Source organism: Micromonospora haikouensis (assembly GCF_000876225.1).
Taxonomy (GTDB): Bacteria; Actinomycetota; Actinomycetes; order Mycobacteriales; family Micromonosporaceae; genus Micromonospora; species Micromonospora haikouensis.
In genome coordinates this window covers 992,822-1,016,256 of record NZ_JXSX01000002.1, presented here as the reverse complement: position 1 = coordinate 1,016,256, position 23,435 = coordinate 992,822, and the positions used below count along the sequence as shown (strand labels likewise).

Annotated in this window: 24 protein-coding genes; 17 read left to right on the top strand and 7 right to left on the bottom strand. The window is 69.4% G+C overall.

From position 1 onward, the window contains the following. Window positions 1-51: 51 nt before the first annotated feature. Complete coding sequence (locus TK50_RS21225) at window positions 52-1,086, top strand: NAD-dependent epimerase/dehydratase family protein (RefSeq protein WP_043966239.1); 1,035 nt, start codon at window positions 52-54, stop codon at window positions 1,084-1,086. On the opposite strand, the gene TK50_RS21220 is transcribed toward TK50_RS21225, so the two are convergent. Continuing rightward, window positions 1,066-2,343 carry a hypothetical protein gene (locus TK50_RS21220; protein ID WP_241774065.1) on the bottom strand — a complete coding sequence of 426 codons (1,278 nt, stop codon included), beginning with the start codon at window positions 2,341-2,343 and terminating at the stop codon, window positions 1,066-1,068. The two genes, TK50_RS21225 and TK50_RS21220, sit on opposite strands and share 21 nt — an antisense overlap. A gap of 136 nt (window positions 2,344-2,479) precedes the next feature. Between TK50_RS21220 and TK50_RS21215 the strand changes: the two genes are divergently transcribed. From TK50_RS21215 to TK50_RS21155, 13 genes are all read left to right on the top strand, one after another. Beyond that, window positions 2,480-2,725 (top strand): helix-turn-helix domain-containing protein, encoded by a 246-nt coding sequence (locus tag TK50_RS21215; RefSeq protein ID WP_241774064.1) that lies wholly within the window; start codon window positions 2,480-2,482, stop codon window positions 2,723-2,725. A 363-nt stretch (window positions 2,726-3,088) separates the two neighbouring features. Continuing rightward, window positions 3,089-3,340 carry a DUF6284 family protein gene (locus TK50_RS21210; RefSeq protein ID WP_043966235.1) on the top strand — a complete coding sequence of 84 codons (252 nt, stop codon included), beginning with the start codon at window positions 3,089-3,091 and terminating at the stop codon, window positions 3,338-3,340. A gap of 228 nt (window positions 3,341-3,568) precedes the next feature. Beyond that, window positions 3,569-3,877, top strand: a complete 309-nt coding sequence (locus TK50_RS21205; RefSeq protein ID WP_043966632.1) for a hypothetical protein — start codon at window positions 3,569-3,571, stop codon at window positions 3,875-3,877. A 160-nt stretch (window positions 3,878-4,037) separates the two neighbouring features. Then, window positions 4,038-4,892 (top strand): hypothetical protein, encoded by an 855-nt coding sequence (locus TK50_RS21200; protein ID WP_043966233.1) that lies wholly within the window; start codon window positions 4,038-4,040, stop codon window positions 4,890-4,892. Window positions 4,893-4,977: 85 nt separating this feature from the next. After that, window positions 4,978-5,442 carry a Pycsar system effector family protein gene (locus tag TK50_RS21195; RefSeq protein ID WP_043966231.1) on the top strand — a complete coding sequence of 155 codons (465 nt, stop codon included), beginning with the start codon at window positions 4,978-4,980 and terminating at the stop codon, window positions 5,440-5,442. 148 nt (window positions 5,443-5,590) lie between these two features. Beyond that, window positions 5,591-5,977 (top strand): hypothetical protein, encoded by a 387-nt coding sequence (locus TK50_RS21190; protein ID WP_043966229.1) that lies wholly within the window; start codon window positions 5,591-5,593, stop codon window positions 5,975-5,977. Then, a complete protein-coding gene (locus TK50_RS21185; RefSeq protein ID WP_241774063.1) occupies window positions 5,974-7,917 on the top strand; it encodes an FtsK/SpoIIIE domain-containing protein in 1,944 nt (647 codons plus the stop codon). The genes TK50_RS21190 and TK50_RS21185 overlap by 4 nt, the downstream gene beginning before the upstream one ends. 133 nt (window positions 7,918-8,050) lie before the next feature. Further along, complete coding sequence (locus TK50_RS21180; protein WP_043966227.1) at window positions 8,051-8,290, top strand: hypothetical protein; 240 nt, start codon at window positions 8,051-8,053, stop codon at window positions 8,288-8,290. Between the two features lie 30 nt (window positions 8,291-8,320). Continuing rightward, the gene (locus TK50_RS21175) at window positions 8,321-9,250 is read left to right on the top strand and encodes a bifunctional DNA primase/polymerase (RefSeq protein ID WP_043966225.1); all 930 of its coding nucleotides are present in this window, start codon (window positions 8,321-8,323) and stop codon (window positions 9,248-9,250) included. Further along, complete coding sequence (locus TK50_RS21170; protein ID WP_043966223.1) at window positions 9,247-10,809, top strand: hypothetical protein; 1,563 nt, start codon at window positions 9,247-9,249, stop codon at window positions 10,807-10,809. The genes TK50_RS21175 and TK50_RS21170 overlap by 4 nt, the downstream gene beginning before the upstream one ends. A gap of 458 nt (window positions 10,810-11,267) precedes the next feature. Beyond that, a complete protein-coding gene (locus tag TK50_RS21165) occupies window positions 11,268-11,888 on the top strand; it encodes a hypothetical protein (protein ID WP_043966221.1) in 621 nt (206 codons plus the stop codon). Between the two features lie 821 nt (window positions 11,889-12,709). After that, complete coding sequence (locus TK50_RS33040) at window positions 12,710-13,417, top strand: NYN domain-containing protein (RefSeq protein WP_082106464.1); 708 nt, start codon at window positions 12,710-12,712, stop codon at window positions 13,415-13,417. A gap of 2,039 nt (window positions 13,418-15,456) precedes the next feature. Further along, complete coding sequence (locus TK50_RS21155) at window positions 15,457-16,020, top strand: dihydrofolate reductase family protein (protein ID WP_043966217.1); 564 nt, start codon at window positions 15,457-15,459, stop codon at window positions 16,018-16,020. Window positions 16,021-16,671: 651 nt separating this feature from the next. Here the strand turns inward: TK50_RS21155 and TK50_RS21150 are convergent. The 3 genes from TK50_RS21150 to TK50_RS21140 all read right to left on the bottom strand — a co-directional run bounded on the left by TK50_RS21150 (window position 16,672) and on the right by TK50_RS21140 (window position 18,122). Then, window positions 16,672-17,460, bottom strand: a complete 789-nt coding sequence (locus TK50_RS21150) for an inositol monophosphatase family protein (RefSeq protein ID WP_043966214.1) — start codon at window positions 17,458-17,460, stop codon at window positions 16,672-16,674. A 9-nt stretch (window positions 17,461-17,469) separates the two neighbouring features. Next, window positions 17,470-17,754 (bottom strand): hypothetical protein, encoded by a 285-nt coding sequence (locus TK50_RS21145; protein ID WP_043966628.1) that lies wholly within the window; start codon window positions 17,752-17,754, stop codon window positions 17,470-17,472. 65 nt (window positions 17,755-17,819) lie between these two features. Further along, complete coding sequence (locus TK50_RS21140) at window positions 17,820-18,122, bottom strand: hypothetical protein (RefSeq protein ID WP_043966213.1); 303 nt, start codon at window positions 18,120-18,122, stop codon at window positions 17,820-17,822. Window positions 18,123-18,429: 307 nt separating this feature from the next. Between TK50_RS21140 and TK50_RS21135 the strand changes: the two genes are divergently transcribed. Both TK50_RS21135 and TK50_RS21130 read left to right on the top strand, forming a co-directional pair. After that, window positions 18,430-19,314, top strand: coding sequence for a helix-turn-helix domain-containing protein (locus TK50_RS21135; protein WP_043966211.1), 885 nt, complete (start codon window positions 18,430-18,432; stop codon window positions 19,312-19,314). Continuing rightward, entirely contained in the window at window positions 19,311-19,508 is a 198-nt protein-coding gene (locus TK50_RS21130; RefSeq protein ID WP_043966210.1) for a DUF397 domain-containing protein, read from the top strand. Before TK50_RS21135 ends, TK50_RS21130 begins: the two co-directional genes overlap by 4 nt. A gap of 195 nt (window positions 19,509-19,703) precedes the next feature. On the opposite strand, the gene TK50_RS21125 is transcribed toward TK50_RS21130, so the two are convergent. Both TK50_RS21125 and TK50_RS21120 read right to left on the bottom strand, forming a co-directional pair. Then, window positions 19,704-21,128 carry a glycoside hydrolase family 30 protein gene (locus tag TK50_RS21125; protein WP_043966209.1) on the bottom strand — a complete coding sequence of 475 codons (1,425 nt, stop codon included), beginning with the start codon at window positions 21,126-21,128 and terminating at the stop codon, window positions 19,704-19,706. Window positions 21,129-21,309: 181 nt separating this feature from the next. Continuing rightward, window positions 21,310-21,888: a hypothetical protein gene (locus TK50_RS21120; protein WP_144420342.1), complete on the bottom strand. Its 579-nt coding sequence runs from the start codon at window positions 21,886-21,888 to the stop codon at window positions 21,310-21,312. Window positions 21,889-22,130: 242 nt separating this feature from the next. On the opposite strand from TK50_RS21120, the gene TK50_RS21115 reads away from it, so the two are divergent. Further along, window positions 22,131-22,613, top strand: coding sequence for a DUF488 domain-containing protein (locus tag TK50_RS21115; protein WP_043966207.1), 483 nt, complete (start codon window positions 22,131-22,133; stop codon window positions 22,611-22,613). Here TK50_RS21115 and TK50_RS21110 read toward each other — a convergent pair. Beyond that, on the bottom strand, window positions 22,579-23,418 hold the full coding sequence (locus TK50_RS21110; protein WP_082106462.1) for a hypothetical protein: 840 nt from the start codon (window positions 23,416-23,418) through the stop codon (window positions 22,579-22,581). The two genes, TK50_RS21115 and TK50_RS21110, sit on opposite strands and share 35 nt — an antisense overlap. Window positions 23,419-23,435 lie beyond the last annotated feature (17 nt).

The following is a 23,435-nucleotide window of genomic DNA, read 5'->3' as shown; positions in this document are numbered from 1 at the left end:
AGGAGACATCCCCGTTCATCCCTGGCGACTCCTTCCCGGCATGATGGTCCAATGCGCTTGCTGGTTCTCGGCGGAACCTGGTTCGTAGGCCACACGATCGTGACAGCCGCCCTCGACGCAGGGTGGGACGTGGCCACGTTCAACCGGGGCACCTCCGGGCCGGACGTCGATGGAGTACGCGCGATCCGAGGGGACCGAACGCAACCGGCCGACGTTGACGCCCTGGCCGCCGCCGGCTCTTGGGATGCCGTAGTGGATACCTCCGGCTACGTGCCGAGGAACACCCTCGATGTGGCTCGCACGCTGGATCCCGTCGCCGGCCGGTACGTCTTCATGTCGACGGTGAGCGTCTACCGGGATTGGCCGGTGAAGCCGCTCAGCGAGGAATCCGAGATGTTGTACTGCCCGCCCGACGCCGGGCCGGACTACGGCACCGACACGGAGGACGGGCCGACGCAGTACGGCTACCAGAAGTCGGGGTGCGAGGCTGCCGCACTGGCCGCGTTCGGCCCGGATCGGACAACGGTCCTACGGCCCGGTGTGGTGCTCGGTCCCCGCGAGTACATCGGTCGGCTGCCCTGGTGGCTACGCCGGGTTGCTGCCGGTGGGACGGTTCTCGCGCCGGGGTCGCCGGATCGGTCGATTCAGCCCGTCGACGTTCGGGACCTGGCCGCGTTCGTCTTGCGCACCGCCGCCGAGGGCATCTCGGGTGCGTTCAACGTCTGCGCACCAACCGACGGGGCTACGTTCGGGGAGTTGCTTGCCGCGTGCGCCGACGCGACCGGTGCCGCACCGCGGTTCGAGTGGGTGCCGGATGACGTGCTTCTCGACCAGGGCGTGAGGCAGTGGTCGGAGCTGCCGCTGTGGCGCACGTTTGAGGGCGTCTGGCGGGTCGACGCCGTCCGTGCGCAACGAGCTGGCCTGCTCTGCCGGCCGCTAGCCGAAACCGTCACCGACACCTGGCGGTGGCTGGTCGAGACCGGGGAGGTGAGCGCCCACGACCGGGCTACCGAGATCGGGCTCAGCCGTGACAAGGAAGCGCGGGTGCTCGCCGCGTGGCGAGCGTCAGGAGAGCGGACGGGCTGACGTCTCTGCGAGCCAGACGGAGATTCGTTCGGCGAGCTGCTGCGCTTCCGAGTCCTCGCGCCACGCGGGCGTGGTCAGCAGCCGACCGACCTTCTCCAGCCGCCCGGTCAACGACACGTTCCGCTTCTGCGCCGGGAGGTCGAGAACGCCCTGCAACGCTTCGGCCGCGCCGTCTCGGTCACGCATGTGCAGGTGGGCAGCGGCCACGTCGATCTGCGTTCCGTTGATCTGGGAGTACGGCCGGCGGGACAGCGGCAGAGCTTGATAGACCTGCAACGCCTCACGGGCGTACTTCGCCGCCTGCTCGCCGTTACGCAGATCCAGCCAGGCCGCCGCCGCGCACGCCGCCGCTCTGGCTTCCCCGAACGCAAACTCACCGCCGATCGACCGGCTGAGATCATCGGGACGGGAAGCCGCCATGTCTCGATCACGCCGGGCCGCTTCCAACACCTCGGCGACCGATTCCGCATCTGCCAGCAGGGCGTGAGAGCGGGAAGCGATGTACCGCAGCCTGAGTTTCGGCTCACCGTCAGGAGCCGCTCGCATCGCGCGGGCAAAGTAGGTCAGCGCGGCATCTGGCTCGTTGCGCCAGTTCGCCAACGTCATTTGCAGTCCGTACGTCCACGCCTTGAGCGAAGCGTGTCCGGCAAGGTCCGCGTACTGGGTGGAAGCCCGCGCGAGCGCCGCTGAGTCGTTCCAGTGCCCAAGGTCGAACGCGGTGGACGCCATCAGCGCCGTCCCCTGGCCGACGATGACGTACAGGTCCGCGAGGTCCCCCGGCCTGCGGGTGCGCTCAGCCAGCTTCCTGGCCTCATCCCGCAAACGACGGGCGCTGGTAAACGTGTCGAACGCGGCCATCCCACCGGCACGCGCCAGCAGCGCCATTTCCTCCTGTAGCGACTCGATCGATTCGGCTCCGACCGGGCCACTGGTCAACAGGGGATCATTGGCAACAGAATTCGCGGCGTCACTCACGACGTCGAGAACGACGTTTCCCGTGCGAGGAATTCCGGGTTGCTTGGGCGAATCCGCGACCATACGAAAGAAGCGATCCCGCACCGCGTCGGACACTCGGTCCAGCGCCGCAGTAAGGATCTCCTGGTTGGAGTTTCCGGGCACGGTGTCCGGCCGACTATGCCAGTAGGCGACGGTTCTGATCGCTATACCAAGCCACGTCGCAAAGCTCTCGTTCGTCATGCCCGATGCCGACTGGAGAAGACAAGCCAGAGCGCCGGTCCACCGCTCGATCCTCGTCATTGCCGTCTCCCGTGGCTGAGGGTTGCACTGCCTTGCCGCGCCTTGCATTCGACTTGCGTCGCCGAAGCGCCTTCCATCGATTTCACTGGTTCCAGACGGCAAGAGCAAGCCCCACCCGATGGTTCAGGAGATCAGGTTGAGCACCGTACGCACGATCACCCACCACCCGCGCCCCCGCTTCCACTCGGTGTCGGAGGTCGCCGCCATCCTCGGCATGTCGGAGGTGACGCTGTACCGAGCAATCCACGCTGGGCAGTTCCCGGCCATCAAGGTCCGTGGCCGACTGGTCATCCCCGCTCGGGTCCTCGACGACATGGAGGAATCCGCGCTCACCACCGGCCTGGTCGACGCCGAGGACTACACGCGACGGAAGGCCAGCTGACCGCCCGCCCTCACCGAGCCGCACGCTTGGGGCCGGGAGGCGCGGCCGGTACGTCGTTCTGCCGCGCGAGCTTCCGGATGTACGCACCGCTGAAGGGCGACAGCCGCTCAACTTCGGTCGGCCCCACGCCCTGCCGGAGCGCGGCAACGACGGCCGCAACTACCGCCTCACGCGCCGCTTCATGGGCCGCTTCGGTACGCCGATAGCGCTTCGTAGCTGCTGAAAGTTCGTCCCGAGGGTCAGTCACCCGAACAACGTTACCGCTACCCACTTGCGCAACCTCGCCGCGTATCGCTACCTTGTTGCGCAACAGAGAAACGCATCTCTGAATCGAACCCCTTCTAGATCGAAAGGACAGCAGACGTGGCTGAGCCGCAGAGACACCCCGAAGAGTTCCGGGAGCCGAGCGCCACCGACCTCGCCGCGATCGAGCAGGAGATGCCGCTGATCGAGGCAGAGGTGATGTTGCTCGACGCTCAGATCACGCTCCTGTTCAGCGACGCCGTACCGACCGAGATGGACTGGCAGCGGTTGCGCCGCGCACAGCGCCGGGTGCTCCGCGAGGCGCGGGACCTGCTCGCCGCACGCGGTGCCCCGGTTCGGCGAGTCGCGTGATGACCGTCGTCCCTCGGCTACCGCGTCACCTGCTGGCCTGCACCGAGCCGACCCGCTTCCCCCAGTCGATTGAAGGTGCCCCGTGACCTGGCTGCTTCTGCTGCTGATCCTGCTCGGCGGCCCTGTCGTGATGCTCGCCCCGTTCGCCATCGGGCACGCGCTGAACCTGCCGACCGCGAGGATGAAGGAGACCCGGCGATGACCGACCGCAAGAGCCACCGCGCGGTGATGGCCGAGCTGCTGTTGCTCGCCGCCCCGACCAGCATCCGCGTCCACAGCGACGGCAGTTCCATGGCGATCACGTTCGGGTCGGTCGGCGAGTTGCGCGCCTGGCTCGACGCCGCCGGCCTGAACGCCCCGGATCTGCTGATCAGCGAGCGTGAGCGCGTCAACAGCGACGGTCGCCCGGTCCGGTCCCTGAACGCCTACCCGACGTGGCACGGCTGGGAGATCTACGCCGACGCCACCGACTACCTCGACGTGTCGCCGCTGGACACGGCCACCGCCGACGCGCTCGCCGCCGTGGCGGTGGGCTGATGCCTCCCGAGTGCTGCGTCTGCGACCCGGTGGCCTGCGCCGCTGACGACACCGGCGAGCACTGCGTCGAGCAGTCCTGCGGTGCGTGCCTGCACGGCTGTCCCGCCCCGGACGGCCAGTGCTGCACCGCCCCCACCACTACCCGAAAGGACGACACCCGATGACCGCCCCCACGATCAACGGCACCCGCTACCCGCAGCCGGTGGACGAGTTGCTTCCGGCGGCCCGGAAGCTGGCTCACGAGTTGGACGCGCTGCCGTCGCGCAACCGGCTGATGAAGCGGTTCCGGATCGGGTCGGAGAAGGCCAACGAGCTGCTGACCCGGTTGCGGGAGGAGCGCGCCCGGCAGGCCCGGTCGGACTCGCTGCACGCCGCGATGGTGCTGCGTGGCAGCCTCGCCGACCGGCCGGTGCTGGTCCCGGTCGACCCCACCCCGGACACCACCACCGCCGACACGGACCCGGACACGCCCGACCGGCCCGAGCAGCCCGCACCGGACCCGGCCCCCGCCCCGCCGCCGGTGGACGTTACGCCGGTCGAGCAGGTCAGCACGGTCGAAAGCTCGGGTACCAAGATTCGGCCCGCACGGTCGCGGCGGGCGGTGGTGTGGCCGGTGATCCTGCTCGCCCTGCCCGCGTTCGTCGCCATCTGGGGCGGCTGGGTCGGCCTCGGCAAGCTCACCGGGTTCGGGAAGGTGAACCTGTTGCCCGGCATCGGGTCCGGGTGGGTCATCGACACCGCCATCACCCTCCCGATCGGCGTCGAGACCTACGGCGCGTTCGCCCTCTACGTGTGGCTCTCCGGCCGCGTGCCCGCACGGGCGGCCCGGTTCGCCAAGTGGTCCGCCCTCGGGTCCCTCGCCATCGGCGCGCTCGGCCAGGTCGCCTATCACCTGCTGATCGCCGCCGGGGTCACCTCGGCCCCGTGGTGGATCACCACCCTCGTGGCCTGCCTGCCCGTCGCCGTGCTCGGCATGGGCGCGGCCCTGGCGCACCTGATGCACGCCGACGACTAGCTCTGCCCGGCGGCACAGCCCCTGGCCTGGAAACCCGTGCCGTGCCGCCGGCCCTCACTCCTCCTGATGGAAGGCGAGACCTCTGATGGTGCCAGACACCAGCTTCCTGACCACTGAACTGGCCACCGTGCGCGCCGAGCTGGTGCGCGTGGACGCGAAAGCCTCGACGCTGCTCACGATCGCCGGCACCGCCCTCACCGTCGGCCTGGCCGTGCTGGCCCGCGCCGACCTGCCCGCCCCCGCCCTGGCCACCGGCGCGGTGACGGTCGGGGTGATCGGTGTCGCGGTGGCCCTGTTGGCGTGCGCGGTGCGTCCGTCGCTCGGCGGCGGGCACGGCCTGGTCCGCTACGCCGTCAGCGCCCCGGGTGACCTGATGACCGACGCCGCGCTACCGCCGCTGAGCATGGCGTCGCTGCGGGCGCACGAGCTGGTGTGGCTGTCGCGCACGACGGTGGCGAAGTTCCGCCGCGTCCGTACCGCCGTCGACCTGCTCCTGTGCGGCCTGGCGGGCACCGCCCTTACCGCCGCCCTGGTCCTGGCCCTGGGCTGACCGGTCACCCGGCCGTGCTCACCCGCACCTCGGTAGGGGTGTGGGTGGGTGCGGGGGCCGACCGGCCCACCCCACCTGTTTGCGCCGGGCGCGGCGCACGCCTGAGAAACGTTCCGCGCCCGGCCCTCCACGAAGGAGAACCATCAGCATGGCAGGCACCCACGATCAGCGTGGCATCTTCACCGGCGCCGACGCCCTCACCGACAACGTCGCCCTGTCCCAGTGGTTCAACGACACCCGCCGGATCCTGCACGCCGCCGCCCTGGAGCTGGGCGTGACCGCCTCCGAGCTGGACGCCCGGCTTCGGGCCGTCTCCGGCGGGGTGGTCATCGGTGGGCTCACCGGCCGGGCGCGCGCCCGCCAGGTCGCCAAGCCCATCACCCACGCCTCCGACGCCCTGGTGGTCGCGTCGCAGTACATCGTGACCGCGTCGACCCGCTTCGAGGCCGTCTACCTGCCCGAGCTGGAGGCCGTCGGCCACCGGCCCCGCAAGTCCGACTTCCGCTTCACCAACGGCGGCGGGGGTGGCCGATGAAGCGGCCCCGCCCGTCCCGGATGCCGCGCAACGGCGGGCTGTCCCCGATGACCTACAACGTCGACCTGCGTTCGGCGCTCCTGCCCTACCTCGCCTGCCCCACCGGCTGCTTGCTCGCGTGGCCGGCCGCCGCCGCGTCGCACCACTGGTGGGGCACCAACCCGTGGGCCGCCGCCGGCATCACCGCGGCCGGCGGCGGACTCACCGCGCTGACCTGGGCCACCGGCCGCGCCCGGGGTGTGATCCGGCAGCGGGTGGCGACCCTGCTCACCGCGTCCGGGTCGGTGTGGGCGCTCGGGGCGACCATCGGCGCACCGTGGGAACGTCCGTGGCTGGACGTGTGGGCCGGCGGCACCGTCGCCGCGTCCGTCGCGGTCGCGGTCATGCGGCTGATGGCCAAGGCCAACCCCGACGAGCAATCCGCCCGCACCACCGGCGGCGGGCTCGCCGAGGCGGTCGCCGCGCTACGCGACGCCCGCATCGGCCGACCGAAGATCGACGGCGCGAAGGTCAAAGCGTCGATCGCGATGCCGCACGGCGACACCCTCTCCGACGTCGAGGGCTCCCGCGAGTCGATCGCCTCTGCCCTCGACGTCGCCCCAACCGCCGTGCGCGTACACCGCGACCCCGACTCGGTGCGGACCGGCCGCATCGAGGTCGTGCCCGTCGACCAGCTCCGCGACACGATCCCATGGGCCGGCCCGTCCGCGCCCGGCCGCTCGGTTGGGGACGCCCCGCTTCGGTTCGGTATCGCCGAGGACGGTGAGCAGGTCGGGCTGTGGCTAACTGGCCGGCCCGGCGTCCGCCCCGCCACCCACGTGCGCGCGACCGGCATGACTGGCTCGGGCAAGACCGAGTGGGCCCTGGTGGTCATGACCGACTACCTGACCCGCACCGACGGCGCGCTCATCGTCGTCGACACCGTCAAGCGCGACCAGACCGTCAAGCCGGTCAAGGACGGGCTGACGCTGCTGGTCACCGAGGACGACCACGCGGAAGCGTTCTTCGACGTGCTCGCCGAGCAGGTCATCCCCGCCCGCACCGAAGCCCTGGGCCGGGAGGACCTGACCGAGTGGATGCCGGGGTGCTCGCTGTCGCACCTGACGGTGTGGGTGGAGGAGTCGGCCGCGTGGTCCGGCCACCCCGCCCTGGTACAGGTGGCCGAACGGGCACGGTCAGCCGGCATCTCCCTCGTGCTGTCCCAGCAACGCTGGACCCACGACCGCGCCCCGACGTCGCTACGCAGCCAGTTCGCTACGAACGTGTGCTTCGGCATCGACAGCCGCGACGACCCGTCGTTGGCGCTGTCCGGCGAAACCGTCGACGCCGGGGCATCCCCCGAGTCGTGGGGCAGCAGCAAGCCCGGATACCTCTACATCGAGTCGCCCGGCATCCCCGCCGGCCGGTGGGCGATCCCCTGCCGCTCGGAACTCGCCCAACGGTCGGACCTGGCCGCCGCCGTCGCCGGCTGGGCCACCGTCCGCCGGCCGCTCGACCCGGTCACCGCGCGCGCTCTCGCGCCCGTCATGCCCACCGACACCGCCAAGCCGTCACCCGGCCCCCAACCGGCCGCCGACGATGAGGACCAGGAGGTGCCCGCCATGGCCGCCCGCCCCGGCGTCAACCCCAACGACCCGCCCGACGACGTCGACCCCTCACAGGAACTCGACACCACCCCCACGCCGCGCCGGTTCTCCCTCGCCCTGCCCCAGCAGTCCAGCCCCGAGCAGGCCCGCGCGATCCTGCGCGAGCACATCACCACCCTCGCCGCACAGGGCCACACCGAGGTGCGACCGGCCGACCTGGGTGACGTGCTCGCCGCGACCGGCTACACGGCCAAGTGGCTGTCCAAGGCCCTCGCCGAACTCACCGCCGGTAACCAACCGCTGCTGATGGCCATCAACCGCAACGGCCGGTACCGCATCCTGCGCACCGCCTGACGCAGCCCTGTCGGGGCCGTGGAATCCACGTGGAATCCACACCGATTCCACGGCCCCCCACCTAGACAAACCCGCCGTGGAATCCACGTGGAATCCACGGCCGGTCGACCACGCCCGAAACCAGGGAGCAGCCATGAACCCGGCCGCCGTAGCGCTCGCCGCCCTCGCCCTCGGCACCATCCTCGGCATCACTCTCGGTATCCCCCTCGGCCGCCGCGTCGAACGGATCGCGTGGCACGCCGACGCCGCCCTAGCTCGCGCCCGCGTCACCGGCTGGCTCATCCGCGACCTCACCACCGCCACCCTCACCGCCGTCGCCGTCATCACGTTCGCCGGCTTCGTGATCTGGGCGCTACTCACCCACCGCCGCTGACCCCGCCCGCACCCACCGATCGGAGGCACCATGTCCCACCTCGACCTGCTCGCCGCCGCACTCGCCCACGCCGCACGCGGATGGCACGTCTTCCCGCTGCGCCCCGACGACAAGCGGCCCGCGTTTCCCAACCACGCCGCCGACCGGTGCGACCGCACCGACCCCCGCTGCCGCGCCGCCGGCCGGCACCTCGGCTGGGAAACCCGCGCCACCACCGACCCCGACCGCATCCGCCGAGCATGGTCAACCCGACCGTACGGAATCGGCCTCGCCTGCGGACCGTCCCGGCTCGTGGTGGTCGACCTGGACGTGCCCAAGCCAGGTCAGATCCCGCCCGCCGACCATGACCTGTGCGGCAACGGCGTGGACGTCTTCGCCACCGTCTGCCACCAGCACGGCCACCGCATCGAAACCACGTACACGGTGATCACCGGGCGAGCCGGCTCCCACCTCTACTCCCGCCACCCCTCCACCGGGCCGACGCTGCGAAACACCGCCGGGGCGCTCGGATGGCTGGTCGACACCCGCGCCCACGGCGGCTACGTCGTCGCCGCCGGATCCACCGTCGCCGGCCGCCCCTACACCGTCGCGCTCGACGTCGACCCCGCCCCGCTGCCCGACTGGCTCGGCCAGCTCATCGCGCCCGCCCCGCCGCCGGCCCGGCAGGCGGTCACGGTGGCCCTCGACGTCGACCGGCGCGGCCGGTACGTCGCCGCCGCGATCCACCGGCAGGTCACACACCTGACCTCCGCGCCGGAAGGCCGCCGCAACCACGCCCTGTTCACCTCGGCGGTCGCGCTCGGGCAGCTCGCCGCCGGTGGCGCGCTCACTGACGACGACGTCACCGCGGTTCTCGAACCCGCCGCCCTGTCCATCGGGCTGCGGCCGGGTGAGATCGCCCGTACGATCGCATCCGGCCTACGGGTCGGCGCGCGGCAGCCTCGGGTGGTGGCAGCATGAGCGCCCCCCGGTTGCAGGTTGGTTCAGGGCCGGAAACCATCCGGGTCCTCAAGGCCGCGCTGGTCGACGGTGTCCTACCCGACACGTACGTGTCAGCCGGGTCTCTGGTCCACATGGAAGCCGTCTCCGGTGGCCTCACCACCGGCCCGGACGACGATTCCCCGCTACCCGTCGCCGCCAGTACGGTCACCCCGGCCGGGCTCGCCGGGCTGCTCGCCGAGCACGCCTACGTGTACCGGCTCAAGACTCGCAAGGGCGACGGCGGCAATCCGGAGGTGTTCGAGGAGGAGGTGACCCCGCCGAGGGAGATCCTGTCGTCCGTGCTCGCGGCAAAGACGTGGCCGAACGTGCCGCCGCTGCGCGGGATCATCGGTGCCCCGGTCCTGCGCCGCGACGGCACCCTGTTGCAGCGGCCCGGCTACGACCCGACCACCGGCCTCTACCTTGCGTCGAAGGTCGCCCTGCCGCCCGTACCGGATGAGCCCACCGCCGAGCAGGTACGACAAGCGCGGACGTTCCTGCTCGGCCGGTTCCTGCGCGACTTCCCGTGGGCCAGCGCCGCCGACCGGGCCAACTACGTGGCCCTGCTGGCGACGCCGATCCTGCGGCACTTCACCCGCTCGCTGACGCCGTTCGCGCTGATCGACGCCACCATGCCGTCGTCCGGGAAGACGATCCTGACCGCCGGCCCCGGCATGCTCTACGGGCAGCGGATCATGCCGTGGGCGTACTCCGACGAAGAACTCCGCAAGTCCATCACCGCCGTACTCGCGGAACAGGTCGGGGTGGTGATCTGGGACAACCTCGCTGAGGGGACGGTCATCGACTCCGCCGTGCTCGCCCAGCTCGTCACCACCGGCGTGTGGTCGGATCGGCAGCTCGGCGCGTCCCGCAACGTCGCCACCGTCAACGACCGGCTGTGGATGGCCACCGGCAACAACCTCCAGGTCGGTGGCGACATGGCATCCCGTACCGTCCGCGTCCACCTCGACCCGAACATGCCCCGCCCCGAGCTGCGCGATCAGTCCGGGTTCGGCATCCCGCACCTCGACCAATGGATCACCGACCCGGCCAACCAACTCACCGTCCTGTGGCACCTCCTGGTCCTCGTCCTCGACTGGACCCGCCAGGGAGCGCCACGGGTAACCGGCGTGTCAATGCGTCAGTTCACGCCCTGGGCGCAAGCCCTCGGCGGGTTCCTCGCACACCACGGCATCGACGGGTTCCTCACCAACGCCGCCGACGTCCGCGAGATCGACGAAGACGAAACGCGCTGGCGCGCGTTCCTCACCACCTGGCACGACCGCCACGGCAGTCGAGCGATGACCGCCGCCGACCTACGCCGAGACGCCGAGCCGATGCACCTCGGCAGCGACGTCAACGACCCGTGGGACGGCCAGTTCATCACCACCCATGCCGGACGCCTACCGAACCCGCTACAACTCGGCCGGCTGCTCACCGGACAGGCCGGACGCTGGCGCGGCAACCACGTCGTTCGAGCCGGCAAACACGAGCGCGGTAACCGGGCCGTCTTCTGGGTCGAGCAGCACGACGCTTGAAACCCGCTGAACCATCTCGGCAACTCGGCAACTCGGCGGAACCGGCTATCTACCAGGGCAAACACCCTGCCGAGATCAGACCAGTCGACCAGAGTCGATCTCGGCAACTCGGCAGCCGCCTGCCGAGATGAATGCCGGTTGCCGAGATGAACCAGCGATCCTTAAACGATCTCGGCACACGTTTTCGCAGTTCAACGACACCCTTGCCGAGATGCCGAGATGCCGAGATGCCGAGATGGTTCAGCCCTCCCCACAGCAACCACCGACCACCCGCCGCCAACCGGGAGCAGCGCCACGAGCACGACCCCTCGCTTTGTGAGCTCTGCGCGCTCCGTCCGGTCGCGTCCGCGCAGGTCCCTGACGTCGGGTGCTGATCCGTAGCCGTCCGCTCCCGGCTCTCACGAGGGTCTTCACCCAGTTAGCGCGCAACCCGTCAGTGGCCGCTACGCTCTCTCGCCGTGACCACCGGATTAGCCATCGCCGCCACTCTGATCAGCCTTGCCGCGCTGATCGTCGCCATCCGCACTGCATCGTTCAATCGGCGCTCCGCCGACGCCGCCGAAGGGTCTCAGCATGCCGCTGACCGAGCGGCAGACGCAGCCAAGCGGTCAGCCGAGGCCGCCGACCTGGTCGCTCAAATTGAGCTCGGACGCGACCATCGAGACCTCGCGCCACAGCCGGAGTGGGTCAGGTTCGTCAAGGTCCAAAACCAGCGGACGGGCAGAGACAACATCTTTCTTACCCTGACACCGGCGAGGACCTACCTAACCCACACCGACTTGCTGCTCGACAGCGGCGGCCGGGCCCCTGCGAGTCCGGTGCGCAGCAATGTCATCCCCGGTGGCACCGAGGGGCGCATCTACGTCGGCGAGTTGCCCGGCATCAAACTGCCCGAAGAGGTGGAGATCCGCTTCTTCCCCCCACCGCAAGGTTCCGAGGGAGAACCGTGGACGTGCGCGTGCGGCGAACCACTGATCGGTGATCACCATGATCGTGGGCACTGGGTTCTGCGAATCAAGGTCGATCCGGGCTGCGCGTCCACCCAATCCGGCGAAGGCGGCGATCCCCCGTCCCGCTAAGCGTCGCGTCTGACGCCGCCTCGGCCGCAGCCCCTACGCAGCCCGTCCGCACGTGTCCGCGTATGTCCCGCGCACCTCGCTACCCTCTCCAACCTCCGCGTCTGGCTGCGTTGCTGTCAACAGCGACAGGGTCCCTTGTGCTGAGAGCTGTGCGGACTGTCAGCTTGGGAATCTTGTTGATCCGTGCGCTGCGTAACCGTGCCGCTTGATGCACAAGCACGTGGAGTTCATCCAAGAGCTGCCGGAGCACCTCGGTTCGCCGATGCTGACCTCTGTGTCGGGCAGGCAACGGGCACGGCACTGGCAACCGAGTGCCCTGGTTTCGAGCCGGGCGCTCAGGATTCTCACGAAGGCGGTGCCCCAAGGCTCCAAGCCGAAACCGAGTCAAGCTGAACTCTCCAGGGCATCGCTTGAAGCTTTCCGTCACCAGCATGGAGTACCCCGTCGAGAATGTGAAGGTACTCGCCAGAATGACCGATAAATCCTGTACTTTCCGAAGCTCGACCATCTGCCTCAAAGATGTTCCGAAGGGCGTTGGCGAAACCGGCGCCCGCCTCGCCCGCTCTACTTACCCCATCCAGCCACTCTCGGTACCACCGTGCGCCGTTGACGAGATGCCCAGCGAGAACACCTCCCGGAATCACCAACACAACGCCAATACTTACCGTTAGGCCCTGAAGTTCCAGCAGCCTCGCCAAGACTCCAAGCGCTGGATCAACTACACTGCGTGATGCTGCACCTGGATAGTCGCGGGCAGCGGGCTCTGAGTCTGGCATCGATGGGCCCTTCCTTCCACTGTGGGGCTTCCCATACGCTAGGCGATGGATGTTGCACAGGATGCTTCGGAGTGCGTGATGAGAAGCCGACTCGTTGGGCTCGTAGATGCAGGATTCATTTCGCGCTCAGGGAGAGCATTGCTAAAGAACTCGTCGGCGCTCTACCAAGGTCAGGAACTTGTGGGCTGGATGCACCGAGCCGCGACACGGCTGGACATGCAGTTTCTTCGACTATATTGGTATGACGGAGCATACCCCATCACAGATTCCGCCAATTACGTACCGCAGCGGAAATACTTCAATGAACTTGAGTCCTGTCCGGGAATTCAACTCCGCCTAGGGCATTTAGAGCCGCGCCCATTCGACTTTAAGCCAGCGCTACGAAATGCCGCACATTCCATGGGAATTGACTATCCGACACTTATGCGGCACTTCAAGCCCGAAAAGATATACCAACAAAAAGGAGTTGACACGCTTCTAGTTCTAGACATGCTGAGGCTAGTGCAGCAGGGTGCATGCAGTTCATTCGTCTTAATGGCTGGGGACCGCGACCTCGCCGAAGCTGTACGCACGGTTCAGCAACTTGGGGCGACTGTAATTCTCGCCCACCCTGAAGGGGCTCCCGTCGCAAGCGAGCTAAGGGATTTAGCGGACGAACGTGTTGTTTGGACAGAAGAGTTGATGAAGCGAATGACCAGTAGCTTTTTGGATCGCCTCGACCACCTTATCGATACGGACGACGATCCAGAATAAGAGGAACGAAGTCGGTGCGTATCCATTAAAGAAGCCAACCAAACCGCCATCCCGTCTGCCGTCGACCCGCACTCCTGTGGAGCGGGCCGCCGCCCGGCCCGCCACGTCAAGACGGCCTTGACGCCCGTACGGACGCTGGCGGGTCGGGCGGTGGTCTGCTCGGCTCGCCCGGGTCGACGGCGGGCGGGATGGCTCCCCACCCCATCCACCCACGGACCGCAAGCCGCCGACGAAGCCCCGGCCATCCTGGAGCCGGAGCGCCCCCGCCGGAGGCGCAGTAATCGCAACCCGCCACCGGCCCGGCAGCCGCCGACAGACCCGGCGTGCGCTCCCCTACGCCGCGCGGTGCTCGCCGCGCGGCCCGGCCGGCTGCCGGCCCACCACCCCACCGGGATGCGGCCTGTCGTCATGCGGCGGCCCACCGGCTACCCGCTCTCCGCGCCAGCCGCCGGGCGTGTTGCGTGGCCGGAGTCGGAGCGTCAGCGGAGCGACGGACGCGCGCCCTGGCGGCGGCGCGTGCGGCCCGTTCAGGGCCGCCTTGAAGACGTACAGAAACTTTGAACCACATCGCCGGCCCTCGGGCGGTGGATTACAGCCGGTCACCACGCCATGGGGCAACCCGGCCCACCTTTCCTGGCTGGCCGTGGTGCTATTCGTGGTGCGGAATGCAGGCCAACAGAGCAACCAGGGGAAACCAGAGCAAGAGTTTGCGCAGTTGGTGAAGCTAATGAAGCCAGGGATCGGAACGTGAATGCCACTTCTAATCCCAAGGCCGCAGGTTCGAATCCTGCCGGGCGCACAGGTACTGCCCTCTTCTGAACAGCTCGCGTGGAGCTGTTCGCGGTGCGAGCGTGCTACGCCGCCCGCATGGCCCCTTGAGCGGACGCAGCCAGCACCAACGCGACAAGATCAAAACCCTCCCCAGCGGGTCGCTCCGCGTCTATGCGGGCGTCGACCCGATCAGCGGCAAGTGGCACTACATGACCGAGATCATTCCAGCCGGCCACACCGCCGCCAGGAAGCGGAGAAAGCAGGCACCCGGCCCAGGTGGACGAGTGGCGCTACCCGCGCACCCGGGCCACGATCGACCAACTTCCAGGCCGGTGGCTTGAGATCGGACGGCTCACCCCAGAGACGCTGGAGTCGTTCTACGCGAGCCTGTCGCGATGTGTACGTGCAGCACCACCTGGAAAGTAAGTACACCTACGCGGCGAACTGCGCGCCACTCAGCGCGTCGTCAGCCCGGCTGATTCACTGGATTCCCAGTGGTGCCCTCAGTCGGGCCGCCCGGTGGCGTTGAATCGCCGTCAATCCCCTCGGGCAGGGCGAGCCTGTCATTTGGCTAGTAGCCTTTGCCGTTGCATCTGGTGCAGATGAGCCCTCCTTGGGACGCACCATGGAACCGGCCCGATCCGCCACAGTATCCGCAGGAAGGCGCTCCCGGGGGCCGCGCCTCCTGCTTGCCGCCAGACGTGAACCAGATGAGAACCAATAGCGGCAAGCCGCAACATATTCCGCCGAGCACGAGACTGCGCAGCCAGGAATCGATGTCGATGCTCATCGAACTAGTTTGGAGGATCCACCGGCGTTGCACCATTCCACTCGCGTCGGCCAACCTCTTCGACTGCACTCTCTGGCCAACCCGTCGTCCATCGTCTGCACATCGTGGAGCATGGGGAGACTGCCCGGTCAGTGGGAGCACCCTAATTGTCTGAATGACCTTGACCGGGCAGGCCCCCATGCTCGGCTCTGCCGAACGGGGGCCTACAGAATGGCGCTACCGACCCCGAGCACCTGACGACCCCACCGGCGGCACTGCCCCGATCCGATCACTACTGCAGCCCCGGCTCTGCCATTGACCAGGGGTGGCACCACCAGAGCTTTTTCACATGACGCGCCGCACAGTGGGCTGGCAACCCCGTGCCGGCGGGCACGCCACCGTCCCTCTGGTGAGCCAGCCTTCGGTGTGGCCTGACCGATGATTCCTCCGCGCCGTGCTCGTCTGTATGCCGAGGACCGACCCACGAGAGGCTGACACGATGCGGAAACTGACCTTCGGCATGAACCTGAGCTTGGACGGCTACATCGCCGCGCCCGGCGACGACCTCGGCTGGAGCGTGCCGAGCGACGAGCTGTTCCAGTGGTGGTCCGACCGGGTGGGGGCGACGGGCACGGGGCTGTACGGGCGCAGGCTGTGGGAGATGATGAGTTCCCACTGGCCGACCGCCGACCAGCGGCCGGGTGCCACCCCGGCGGAGATCGAGTTCGCCCGCCGCTGGCGGGACATGCCGAAGGTGGTGTTCTCCTCGACGATCAGCACGGTCGACTGGAACGCGCGCCTGTTCACCGGCGACGCGGTCACCGAGATCGCGCGGCTCAGGGCCGAGGACGGCGGCTCCCTGGACATCTCCAGCCCCACCCTCGCCGCCGGGGCCATGCGCGCCGGGCTGATCGACGAGTACACGCTCGTCACCCACCCGGTCCTGCTGGGCGGCGGCAAGCCGTTCTTCACGACCCTCGACAACTGGGTGAACCTGACCCTGGTGGAGACCCGGACGTTCCCTGACGGAGTGATCTTGACGAGGTACGAGACCAGGCGCTGAGCACAGCCGCAGACTCGGGTCCGACGGAGCGCCCTGCCCGGACGCACCACAACGCAGGGGCGACGCCGACGTGCCCGGTCACGCTCCCGGCGATGGTTGCCGAGCAGCGTGAGCGGGCCTGGGCCCGCGATGCGTCAGTGCGGGTCGCCGGACAGGGAGGTGCGCCGCTGTGACGCCATGACCAGGGAGTAGACGTTCTCGCGGAGTTCACCGAAGAGCGCCGTCTGCTTGGTCGCGATCTGGCCACGGGGCTGGTCGAGTTCGACCGGCCAGCACGGGCGTGTCGATGCGGGGGTGTAGCCCCGGCATATCCGTCGCCTTCGAAGGCGGGCCGGTGGCCGACGCGGCGTACCTGCATCTTCCGCCCGGAAGGCCCCGACGCATGGAGGCCGAACCCGCTCCCGAGACCCCAGCCGGGCAGGCGGTTCGGTTCCCCCACCCCAGTGCGCGCGGCGGCCGGCGACGTCCGGGACACCACCTGCGGTCGGCCCCGCTGCGCGATCTCGGTACTCCCGCGGCACGGTTCGCGACGCGCTGATGACGGCGTGCGCAGACGTGAGGACCAGGCGCGGTACGGGCGGTGCGTCCGTTACCTGTCGTGGCCGACGTGACCTGGGACGCCGGAGATCGTGCAGCCGGAGCCGACGAGGCTCACGCGCCACGGACGAGAGCCAGCAGGGCGGCGTGTGTCCGATCGTCGGCGGCCACGACGAGCCCGCCGACGCCGGTGTGCAGCGGTTGGCCGTCGATCCCGGTGACGACGCAGCCGGCCGCCTGGCAGAGGGCGATCCCGGCGGCGAAGTGGACGCTGTCGCGCAGGTGGCCGTCCGTGACGTACGCGGCGCGGCGTCCGGCGGCGACCCAGGCCACGGCCAGGGTCGTGGATACCACTCGGGGGCGGAACTGCTCGATGAAGCCCTCGTCGGCCAGCATCCGGGCGGCCAGGAAGGTGTCCCTGTTCGGGAACGGCGGGTCGAGGTTGACGTCGACCAACCTGGACCCGGCCGACGGGACGAGCCGTTCGTCCCCGCCCCGGCTGCGCACGTACGCGGCGTCGCCGTCGGTCCAGAACACCTCCTCGGTGAACGGGTCCGCCGAGGCGGCCACGGCGGTGCGCGTCCCGGTCTGGAGCGCCACGTTGACCGAGACCAGCATGTTCCTCGCGGCGTAGTTCACCGTTCCGCACAGCGGGTCGACCAGCCACACGCGGCCGTTATCCTCCCGGCCCCTGCGTCCGCCCTCCTCACCGAGCACGACGTCGTTCGGACGCGCGGCGCGCAGGACGTCGACGATGGCCGCCTCGGCGGCGATGTCGGCGGTGGTGGCGAAGTCGCCCCCGGCCTTGTCGATGCGCCCCAACGCCGATCCGTAGTGGGCCCGGACGACCGCAGCACCGGCATCTACCGCATCGAGGACCAGCGCCACATCGGTGATCGACATGAATCAACCCTAGCCGCCGCCCGTGCTCCTCACCGCGCCGCTGCCAGTCGTACGCCGAGCGGGGGCTGAGCGGGGTGCAGGGGCGGGCCGCAGTACGCGCAGCCCGGCTGGGCGTACGAAGATCGACCGGCGGGCGACGGCATCGCCCCTGCCGTCGAGTTGGTACACGTCGAGCCACACCCACCCGTCGTAGGTGATCCAGTCGAGCACCCGGACGACCCGGCACCTGATCGGCTCGACGAACTGCACGCTGGCCGCCCGGGTCACCTGCACCAGGTCGCCCGCCTTCGGCAGCGGCGCACCCCGCACTGGCGCACCCGTCGCCGCCACGTCAGACACCGCCACCGGACGGCCGCCGGTCACGGCCCCTCCCCCAACCCGCGCCGCCGCCCCGCCCCGGGCCGCCGCCGGCCGCCCTGCCCCGCCCCGAGCCGATCGACCTCCCCCGGCCCAGGCCGACCGGTCTCCCCCGACCCGGGCCGGGCGTCGTCCTCCCCCGGCCAGTGCGCGCGGCGGATCGGGATGCGGTGCCGGGCACGGCAGGGCAGTTCCGCGCCGCAGCGGCACACCCTGCGCCAGCGCTTCCAGCTCCAGACCGGCCGGTGCCGGCGGGCGAGCGTCAGGGCGACGGCGACCACGTACTCCTCGTACGTCACGCGCATCGGGCGTCCTTCCCGAGGGATGGCGCCACCGAAGAACAGCGCCGCCGAAGAATTGCGCCGCCCCGCCCGCGCGTGACTCGCAACGAGCGGGACAGCGGGCCGGCAGGGGGGCGACGGGCTATTGTCGACGCCATTTCTGGCACCCGAACCACCCTGCCGACATTCGACAGAATGCAACCCGCCCGCCACCTTGCGCAACACAACCCACCCCCTCTAGCCTCAATTAGAATCACCCCCCCGAGGAATGGAGGAAAGAAATGCGCGGGAATGGGATCGGAATGTTGCACGAGGGGCACGGTGATGTTGCATGACGGATGAAACAAGCGGGTCGACGGTCCCCCGGCGGCAGCTCGGCAGGCTGCTCACGCAGCTCCGCGAGGACGCCTCGGTCTCGCTGGACGCCGCCGCAGAGGGGTTGGACTGCTCGCGGCAGAAGGTGTGGCGCATCGAGAAGGGCCTGGTGCCGGTGCGGGTGGTGGACGCCCGCGCCATGTGCGAGATCTACCGCGCGCCGGAGGACATGAAGGCGATCGTCACCGGCCTGGCGAAGGAGACCCGCGCCAAGGGCTGGTGGCACTCGTACGGCGAAATTGTCCCGCCCTGGTTCTCGCTCTACGTCGGGCTGGAATCGACCGCCGCCCTCATGCGCCATTACGACGCCGAACTGATCCCGGGGCTGCTCCAGACCCGCGAATACGCCGCCGAACTCTTCCGCCGCAAGAATCCCACGATGACCGAGGCCGAGCGGGAGAAGCTCGTCGAGGTGCGGATGCACCGCCAGCACGTGCTGACCCGGCGGCTGCCCAGCGCGCCCACGCTGAAGGCGGTGCTGAGCGAGGCCGTGCTGCGCCGCACCATCCCCGACCGACGGGCGATGGCCGGGCAGCTGCGCCACCTGCTCGACATGGCCGCGCTGCCCAACGTGAGCCTGCGCATCCTTCCGCTGGCCGCCGGCCCGCCACTGGCCAGCGAGACGGGCACCTTCGTGATGCTGGACTTCCCGCAGGCGTTCGGCCGGGCCTCCACCGAGCCGACGACCGTCTACCTGGAGAACATCACCGGCGCGCTCTACCTCGACCGGCCCGCCGAGGTCGCCGCCTACGAGCACGTCTGGTCCGACCTGGAAGCGCTCGCCTCCGATGAGGCAGAATCAGAGAAAATGATCAACATGATCATCGAGGAGCGCGCATGACTGACCTTGCCGGTGCCGTCTGGCGCAAGAGCACCCGCAGCGGCGGGAGCGGCGGCAACTGCGTCGAGGTGGCCGCCAACCTGCCGGGCCTCGTGGGCGTACGCGACAGCAAGGACCCGGCCGGGCCGGCGCTCCTGTTCGCCCCGACGGCCTGGACCACCTTCGTCAGCCAGGTAGGCCGCGAGCCGCGCTGACCGCGACCGGGTCCGGGACCGCGACCAGATCCGGGACCGCGACCAGATCCGGGACCTCGACAAGAGCCGGGACCGCGACCGGGAGCCGGGCCGGGACCGCGACCGGAGCCAGGGCCGAGGCCCCGACTGCGACCGGGGCCGCCCACCCGTGCCGGCGGGCGGCCCCGAAGCCACGCGGGGTAGGGACCGGACGACTCAGCCCCGGCCGCCGACCAGGGTGGTCAGCGAGCGCGGCGGCAGCTCGACCGTCGGGTGCGCGCCGTGCCCCGAGACGAGCCCGTCGACCTGCTCCAGCCTGTGCGTCGAGTCCGTGAGGTAGGCGGTCGGCCTCCGCAGGTCGACGGTGGTCCGCACGGCCTCGGTCGAGGTGTTGATCACCTGCACCACCTCGGTGCCGTCGGCGTTGCGGTAGGCCGACACCGCCAGGCCCGCCGGCGCGCCGTCGACGCCGATCCGCACCGCCCCGGGTCGAATGAACCTGCTGTACGCGGCGAAGGCGTAGAGCCGGGACGACACCCGGTAGCTGTCGGTGGCGTTGTCGACCTGCACGAGGGCCGCCGTCGCGCCCCGGGAGGACCCGAGCCAGTAGACGAAGGCGCTGGCGTCGGCCTTCGCGAGGGTGTCGTGGATGCGCTGGGCGACCGCGATGCCGTCGGTGCCCTTGCCGCTGTCCCACGCCTCGTTCCAGCCGTCGGCGGTGCTCGACGGGGCCCACTCCGTCATCCAGGTCGGTGCCGTGGTCGGCAGCGGGCGGTCCGAGGGGCTGGCGTAGCCGTGCCCGGTGAACAGGTCCAGGTGGCGGCGGGCCTCCGGGTCCGCCTCGATCGCCTGGGCGTACGCGTCCGACTGCTGCCAACCGAACGAGTCGCAGCACACCAACCCCACTCCGGCCCGCTCGGCGACGGGGCCGAGGACCTTCACGAACTCGGCGGCCTGCGCCGGGGTGAAGCGCATCGAGGCGTACGGGGCCGTCCAGTCGGGTTCGTTGGTGAACCCGATCTCGTCGATCCGGATGCCCTCCTGCCGGTAGAACTTGGCGTACTGCACGAGATAACGCGCGTACGCCTCCCGCCAGTCGCCGCTGGCGCAGGTGACGCCCGACAGGCCGCAGAGGCTGCCGCCGTTGGCGTCGGTGCCGTTGTCTTTCATGTACCCCGGCGCGCTCCACGCGTCGGCGTAGAACCGGTTGATCCCACGCTTGCGCGCCTCCTTGGCGTACCAGACCTGGCCGCCGTCCCAGCCGTCCCACTGGTAGTTCGGGGTGGCCGCCGGGCCACCCGGGTCGGTCGGCTGGATGGAGAGCATGTTGTCGTACACGTCGGTGGTCGACGAGCCGATGCCGAGCCGCAGGATCGTCGGCGCGGCGCCCTTGCGCCGGTCGAGGAGCAGGTCGAGCACCTCCGCGCGCTTCGCCTCGGACAGGTTGTGGACCAGCGTGGCGCGCTGGAACGCGATCGAGTAGCCGAAGCCGTCGATGCTCTGGTGGATCTCGGCCCGGTCGAGGTCGAGGCTCAATGGTGGACCGGGTCGGGTGCCGGCGTGGGCGGGCGTACCGGCCAGGACGGTGACGGCCGCGACGGCGGTGGCGACAGCGCTGGCGACATTGCGGGATCGAAACACGAAGTTCTCCTTGACGTCGCGCGGGAGACACTCCGGGCATACTACAGACATTGACGCCCATCGTCAGATATTCGAAGCCAGGCAGGTCGCTCTTACCCGGATCTTGGACACTTGACGTAAGCCACGAACAGAAGGTGTCCAAGGTCCGGCGAAACGCGCCCGGCGGCCAGGCGGCGTCGCGTCAACGGAGGTGTTCGCAGGGCACTTCGGCCCCCCGGTGCCAGACGCTCCCCGTCACCGCGACGGGGTAGGTGGCCTCCCTGGCCCGCCGGTCGGCGGTCTCGACCGAGAAGCGCACCACCAGCGGCTCGCTTCCGAAGGCGTTCGCGCACTCGAGGCGGAGCTCAACCTCGATCCAGCCGACCCCGCCGGGCCGCAGCAGCCGCGACTGGCCGGCGTCCCGGAGCCCCACGCCCGGCCCCTGCCCGGCCACGACACGAAGCGTGACCGGCGCGGGGCCGGCGTTGACCACTGCCAGCAGCGCATCCATCTGCAGGACGCCCTCGACGCCGGAACCGCCGCCACCACCACCTGAGGCGGGGAACGCTAGAAGCGAGACCGCCGCGCTGTGCTGCCGCTCGTCCCGCGCGTCCCGCAACTCGTTGACGCCGACTCCGCCGAGCACGACGCCGGCCAGAAGGGCGGCGACGAGTCGCACGTTCCTCCGCCGGACCAGGCTGCGGTCGGGGGTGACGCCGCCAGCCTCCGTTGACTCGCGATCGCCCTCGTCCAGATCGATCACGTCCCGCTGCCCCGACACGCCACAAGCGTAGAGCCCGCCCGCCCACGCACCCCCAACGGATGAGCGGAACCCCAGGAGATCTTGGAAGAATTCGGCCCCTGCAGGGGCCACCAGCTTCCAAGATCTCCAAAGCATGGGCGCGACGTGCGTCGTCGCAGCGGTGAGCGCGCCAAGTCACGCCCGTTCGGGCGGACCGTACGAACCAGGAAGGGTTCCGGGTGTCGGTAGGCCAGGCAGACAACGCATGAAAGAGTGTTCCAATGAGCGCCACCTTAGCTACGAGTAACCGCATCGGCATCCTGGGTATCGGCTACGAAGGTCGGTCCATCGACGAGTTCGTACGTGAACTTTCGGGCCTGAGGGTCGCCCGCCTGGTAGACGTCCGCATGACGCCGATCTCGCGAAAGCGCGGCTTCAGCAAGACGGCCTTGAGCCAGGCACTCGCCGCGCAGGGGATCGTCTACGAACACCACCGCGAGCTGGGCAACCCGAAGGAGAACCGCCCAGGCTTCGGGGGCAACTCGCAGGAGTTGGAGTCGGCACGTGCGGCATACGCCTCCAGGCTGCACCGCGCCGAGTCGCGGGCAGCGCTCGACGCCCTCGCCGAGGCGGCCCAGCGCGAACTCGTGGCCCTGCTCTGCTTCGAGGCGGACGAGAGCCGCTGTCACCGTCGGGTCCTGATGCACGCCCTCGAAGGCCGGCTGCTGCCTATCGTTTCGGCCAGTACACTCCCAGCACGCTGAAGACGTGGACACGCTTGGCCTGGTTGCCGACGTAGAAGGCGACGGCGCGGTTCGGCGCACACATCTCCCCCAGAAACTTGGCCTCCAGCGCCTCCCGAAGCGCAGCGTCGGAGTAGCCGTCGAGTCGGCGCTGTAGCGCGACCAACTCCCAATCGATGACGTGCTGCTTGTGCCCGTTGCACCCGGGTTCGTGACAACGGTAGTGGTAGGCGGCCTTGAAGCGGGGTGCCTGCAACGGGGACTTGCTTCGGCCGCTGAAAAGATCCGGCTGGTTCGCGTACGCCTCGATCTTGCGTTGCTCCTCAGCGGTCCAACCGGGATGCGGCACGACCTTGAGGGCACCAACTTCCTTGGGGCGCACCAAGGCCAGCGATTGGGCGTCGGAACGCTCCTGCGCCTCACGGTTGAGCCGGCACATCGAGTCCTCGACTGCCGGGTCGAGCAACGGCTGCCGCGACTTCCAGCCGTCGAGATGGCGTTCCTTCCGGATCCGGTCCATGATCGGCTTCCAGCTCTCGCGCCGCTGGTCCTGCCGCGCCGGCTTGGCGTCGACAGTGACGATGTCGTACTTCTTGAACGCCTCGTCGCTGTCGAGGTGCCGGAAGTTGATCGGATAGAGGCGCACCCAGGTCGGCCTCAACACGTCCGTCCGCAGCCCCGCCACACAGACGGTTTCTCCATACTTCTCAGAGGGATTCGGGGCAGCCTTCACGGTGATCAGGAGTTGAAGCTGAACGATGCGGTCGTCGGCAGGCTTCGGATCGGGCCCGGCCTCGCCGGGACCGAAGAGCGACATCTGGGTCACGCGCGCCTCCAGCCAAG

What these genes read in the sequence shown, in the direction of transcription:
- TK50_RS21225 (WP_043966239.1), top strand. Translation starts at nt 52, where the DNA reads ATGCGCTTGCTGGTTCTCGGCGGAACCTGGTTCGTAGGCCACACGATC.
- TK50_RS21220 (WP_241774065.1), bottom strand. Translation starts at nt 2,343, where the DNA reads ATGACGAGGATCGAGCGGTGGACCGGCGCTCTGGCTTGTCTTCTCCAG.
- TK50_RS21205 (WP_043966632.1), top strand. Translation starts at nt 3,569, where the DNA reads ATGGCCGAGCTGCTGTTGCTCGCCGCCCCGACCAGCATCCGCGTCCAC.
- TK50_RS21200 (WP_043966233.1), top strand. Translation starts at nt 4,038, where the DNA reads ATGACCGCCCCCACGATCAACGGCACCCGCTACCCGCAGCCGGTGGAC.
- TK50_RS21195 (WP_043966231.1), top strand. Translation starts at nt 4,978, where the DNA reads ATGGTGCCAGACACCAGCTTCCTGACCACTGAACTGGCCACCGTGCGC.
- TK50_RS21190 (WP_043966229.1), top strand. Translation starts at nt 5,591, where the DNA reads ATGGCAGGCACCCACGATCAGCGTGGCATCTTCACCGGCGCCGACGCC.
- TK50_RS21185 (WP_241774063.1), top strand. Translation starts at nt 5,974, where the DNA reads ATGAAGCGGCCCCGCCCGTCCCGGATGCCGCGCAACGGCGGGCTGTCC.
- TK50_RS21180 (WP_043966227.1), top strand. Translation starts at nt 8,051, where the DNA reads ATGAACCCGGCCGCCGTAGCGCTCGCCGCCCTCGCCCTCGGCACCATC.
- TK50_RS21175 (WP_043966225.1), top strand. Translation starts at nt 8,321, where the DNA reads ATGTCCCACCTCGACCTGCTCGCCGCCGCACTCGCCCACGCCGCACGC.
- TK50_RS21170 (WP_043966223.1), top strand. Translation starts at nt 9,247, where the DNA reads ATGAGCGCCCCCCGGTTGCAGGTTGGTTCAGGGCCGGAAACCATCCGG.
- TK50_RS33040 (WP_082106464.1), top strand. Translation starts at nt 12,710, where the DNA reads ATGGATGTTGCACAGGATGCTTCGGAGTGCGTGATGAGAAGCCGACTC.
- TK50_RS21155 (WP_043966217.1), top strand. Translation starts at nt 15,457, where the DNA reads ATGCGGAAACTGACCTTCGGCATGAACCTGAGCTTGGACGGCTACATC.
- TK50_RS21150 (WP_043966214.1), bottom strand. Translation starts at nt 17,460, where the DNA reads ATGTCGATCACCGATGTGGCGCTGGTCCTCGATGCGGTAGATGCCGGT.
- TK50_RS21140 (WP_043966213.1), bottom strand. Translation starts at nt 18,122, where the DNA reads ATGCGCGTGACGTACGAGGAGTACGTGGTCGCCGTCGCCCTGACGCTC.
- TK50_RS21135 (WP_043966211.1), top strand. Translation starts at nt 18,430, where the DNA reads ATGACGGATGAAACAAGCGGGTCGACGGTCCCCCGGCGGCAGCTCGGC.
- TK50_RS21130 (WP_043966210.1), top strand. Translation starts at nt 19,311, where the DNA reads ATGACTGACCTTGCCGGTGCCGTCTGGCGCAAGAGCACCCGCAGCGGC.
- TK50_RS21115 (WP_043966207.1), top strand. Translation starts at nt 22,131, where the DNA reads ATGAGCGCCACCTTAGCTACGAGTAACCGCATCGGCATCCTGGGTATC.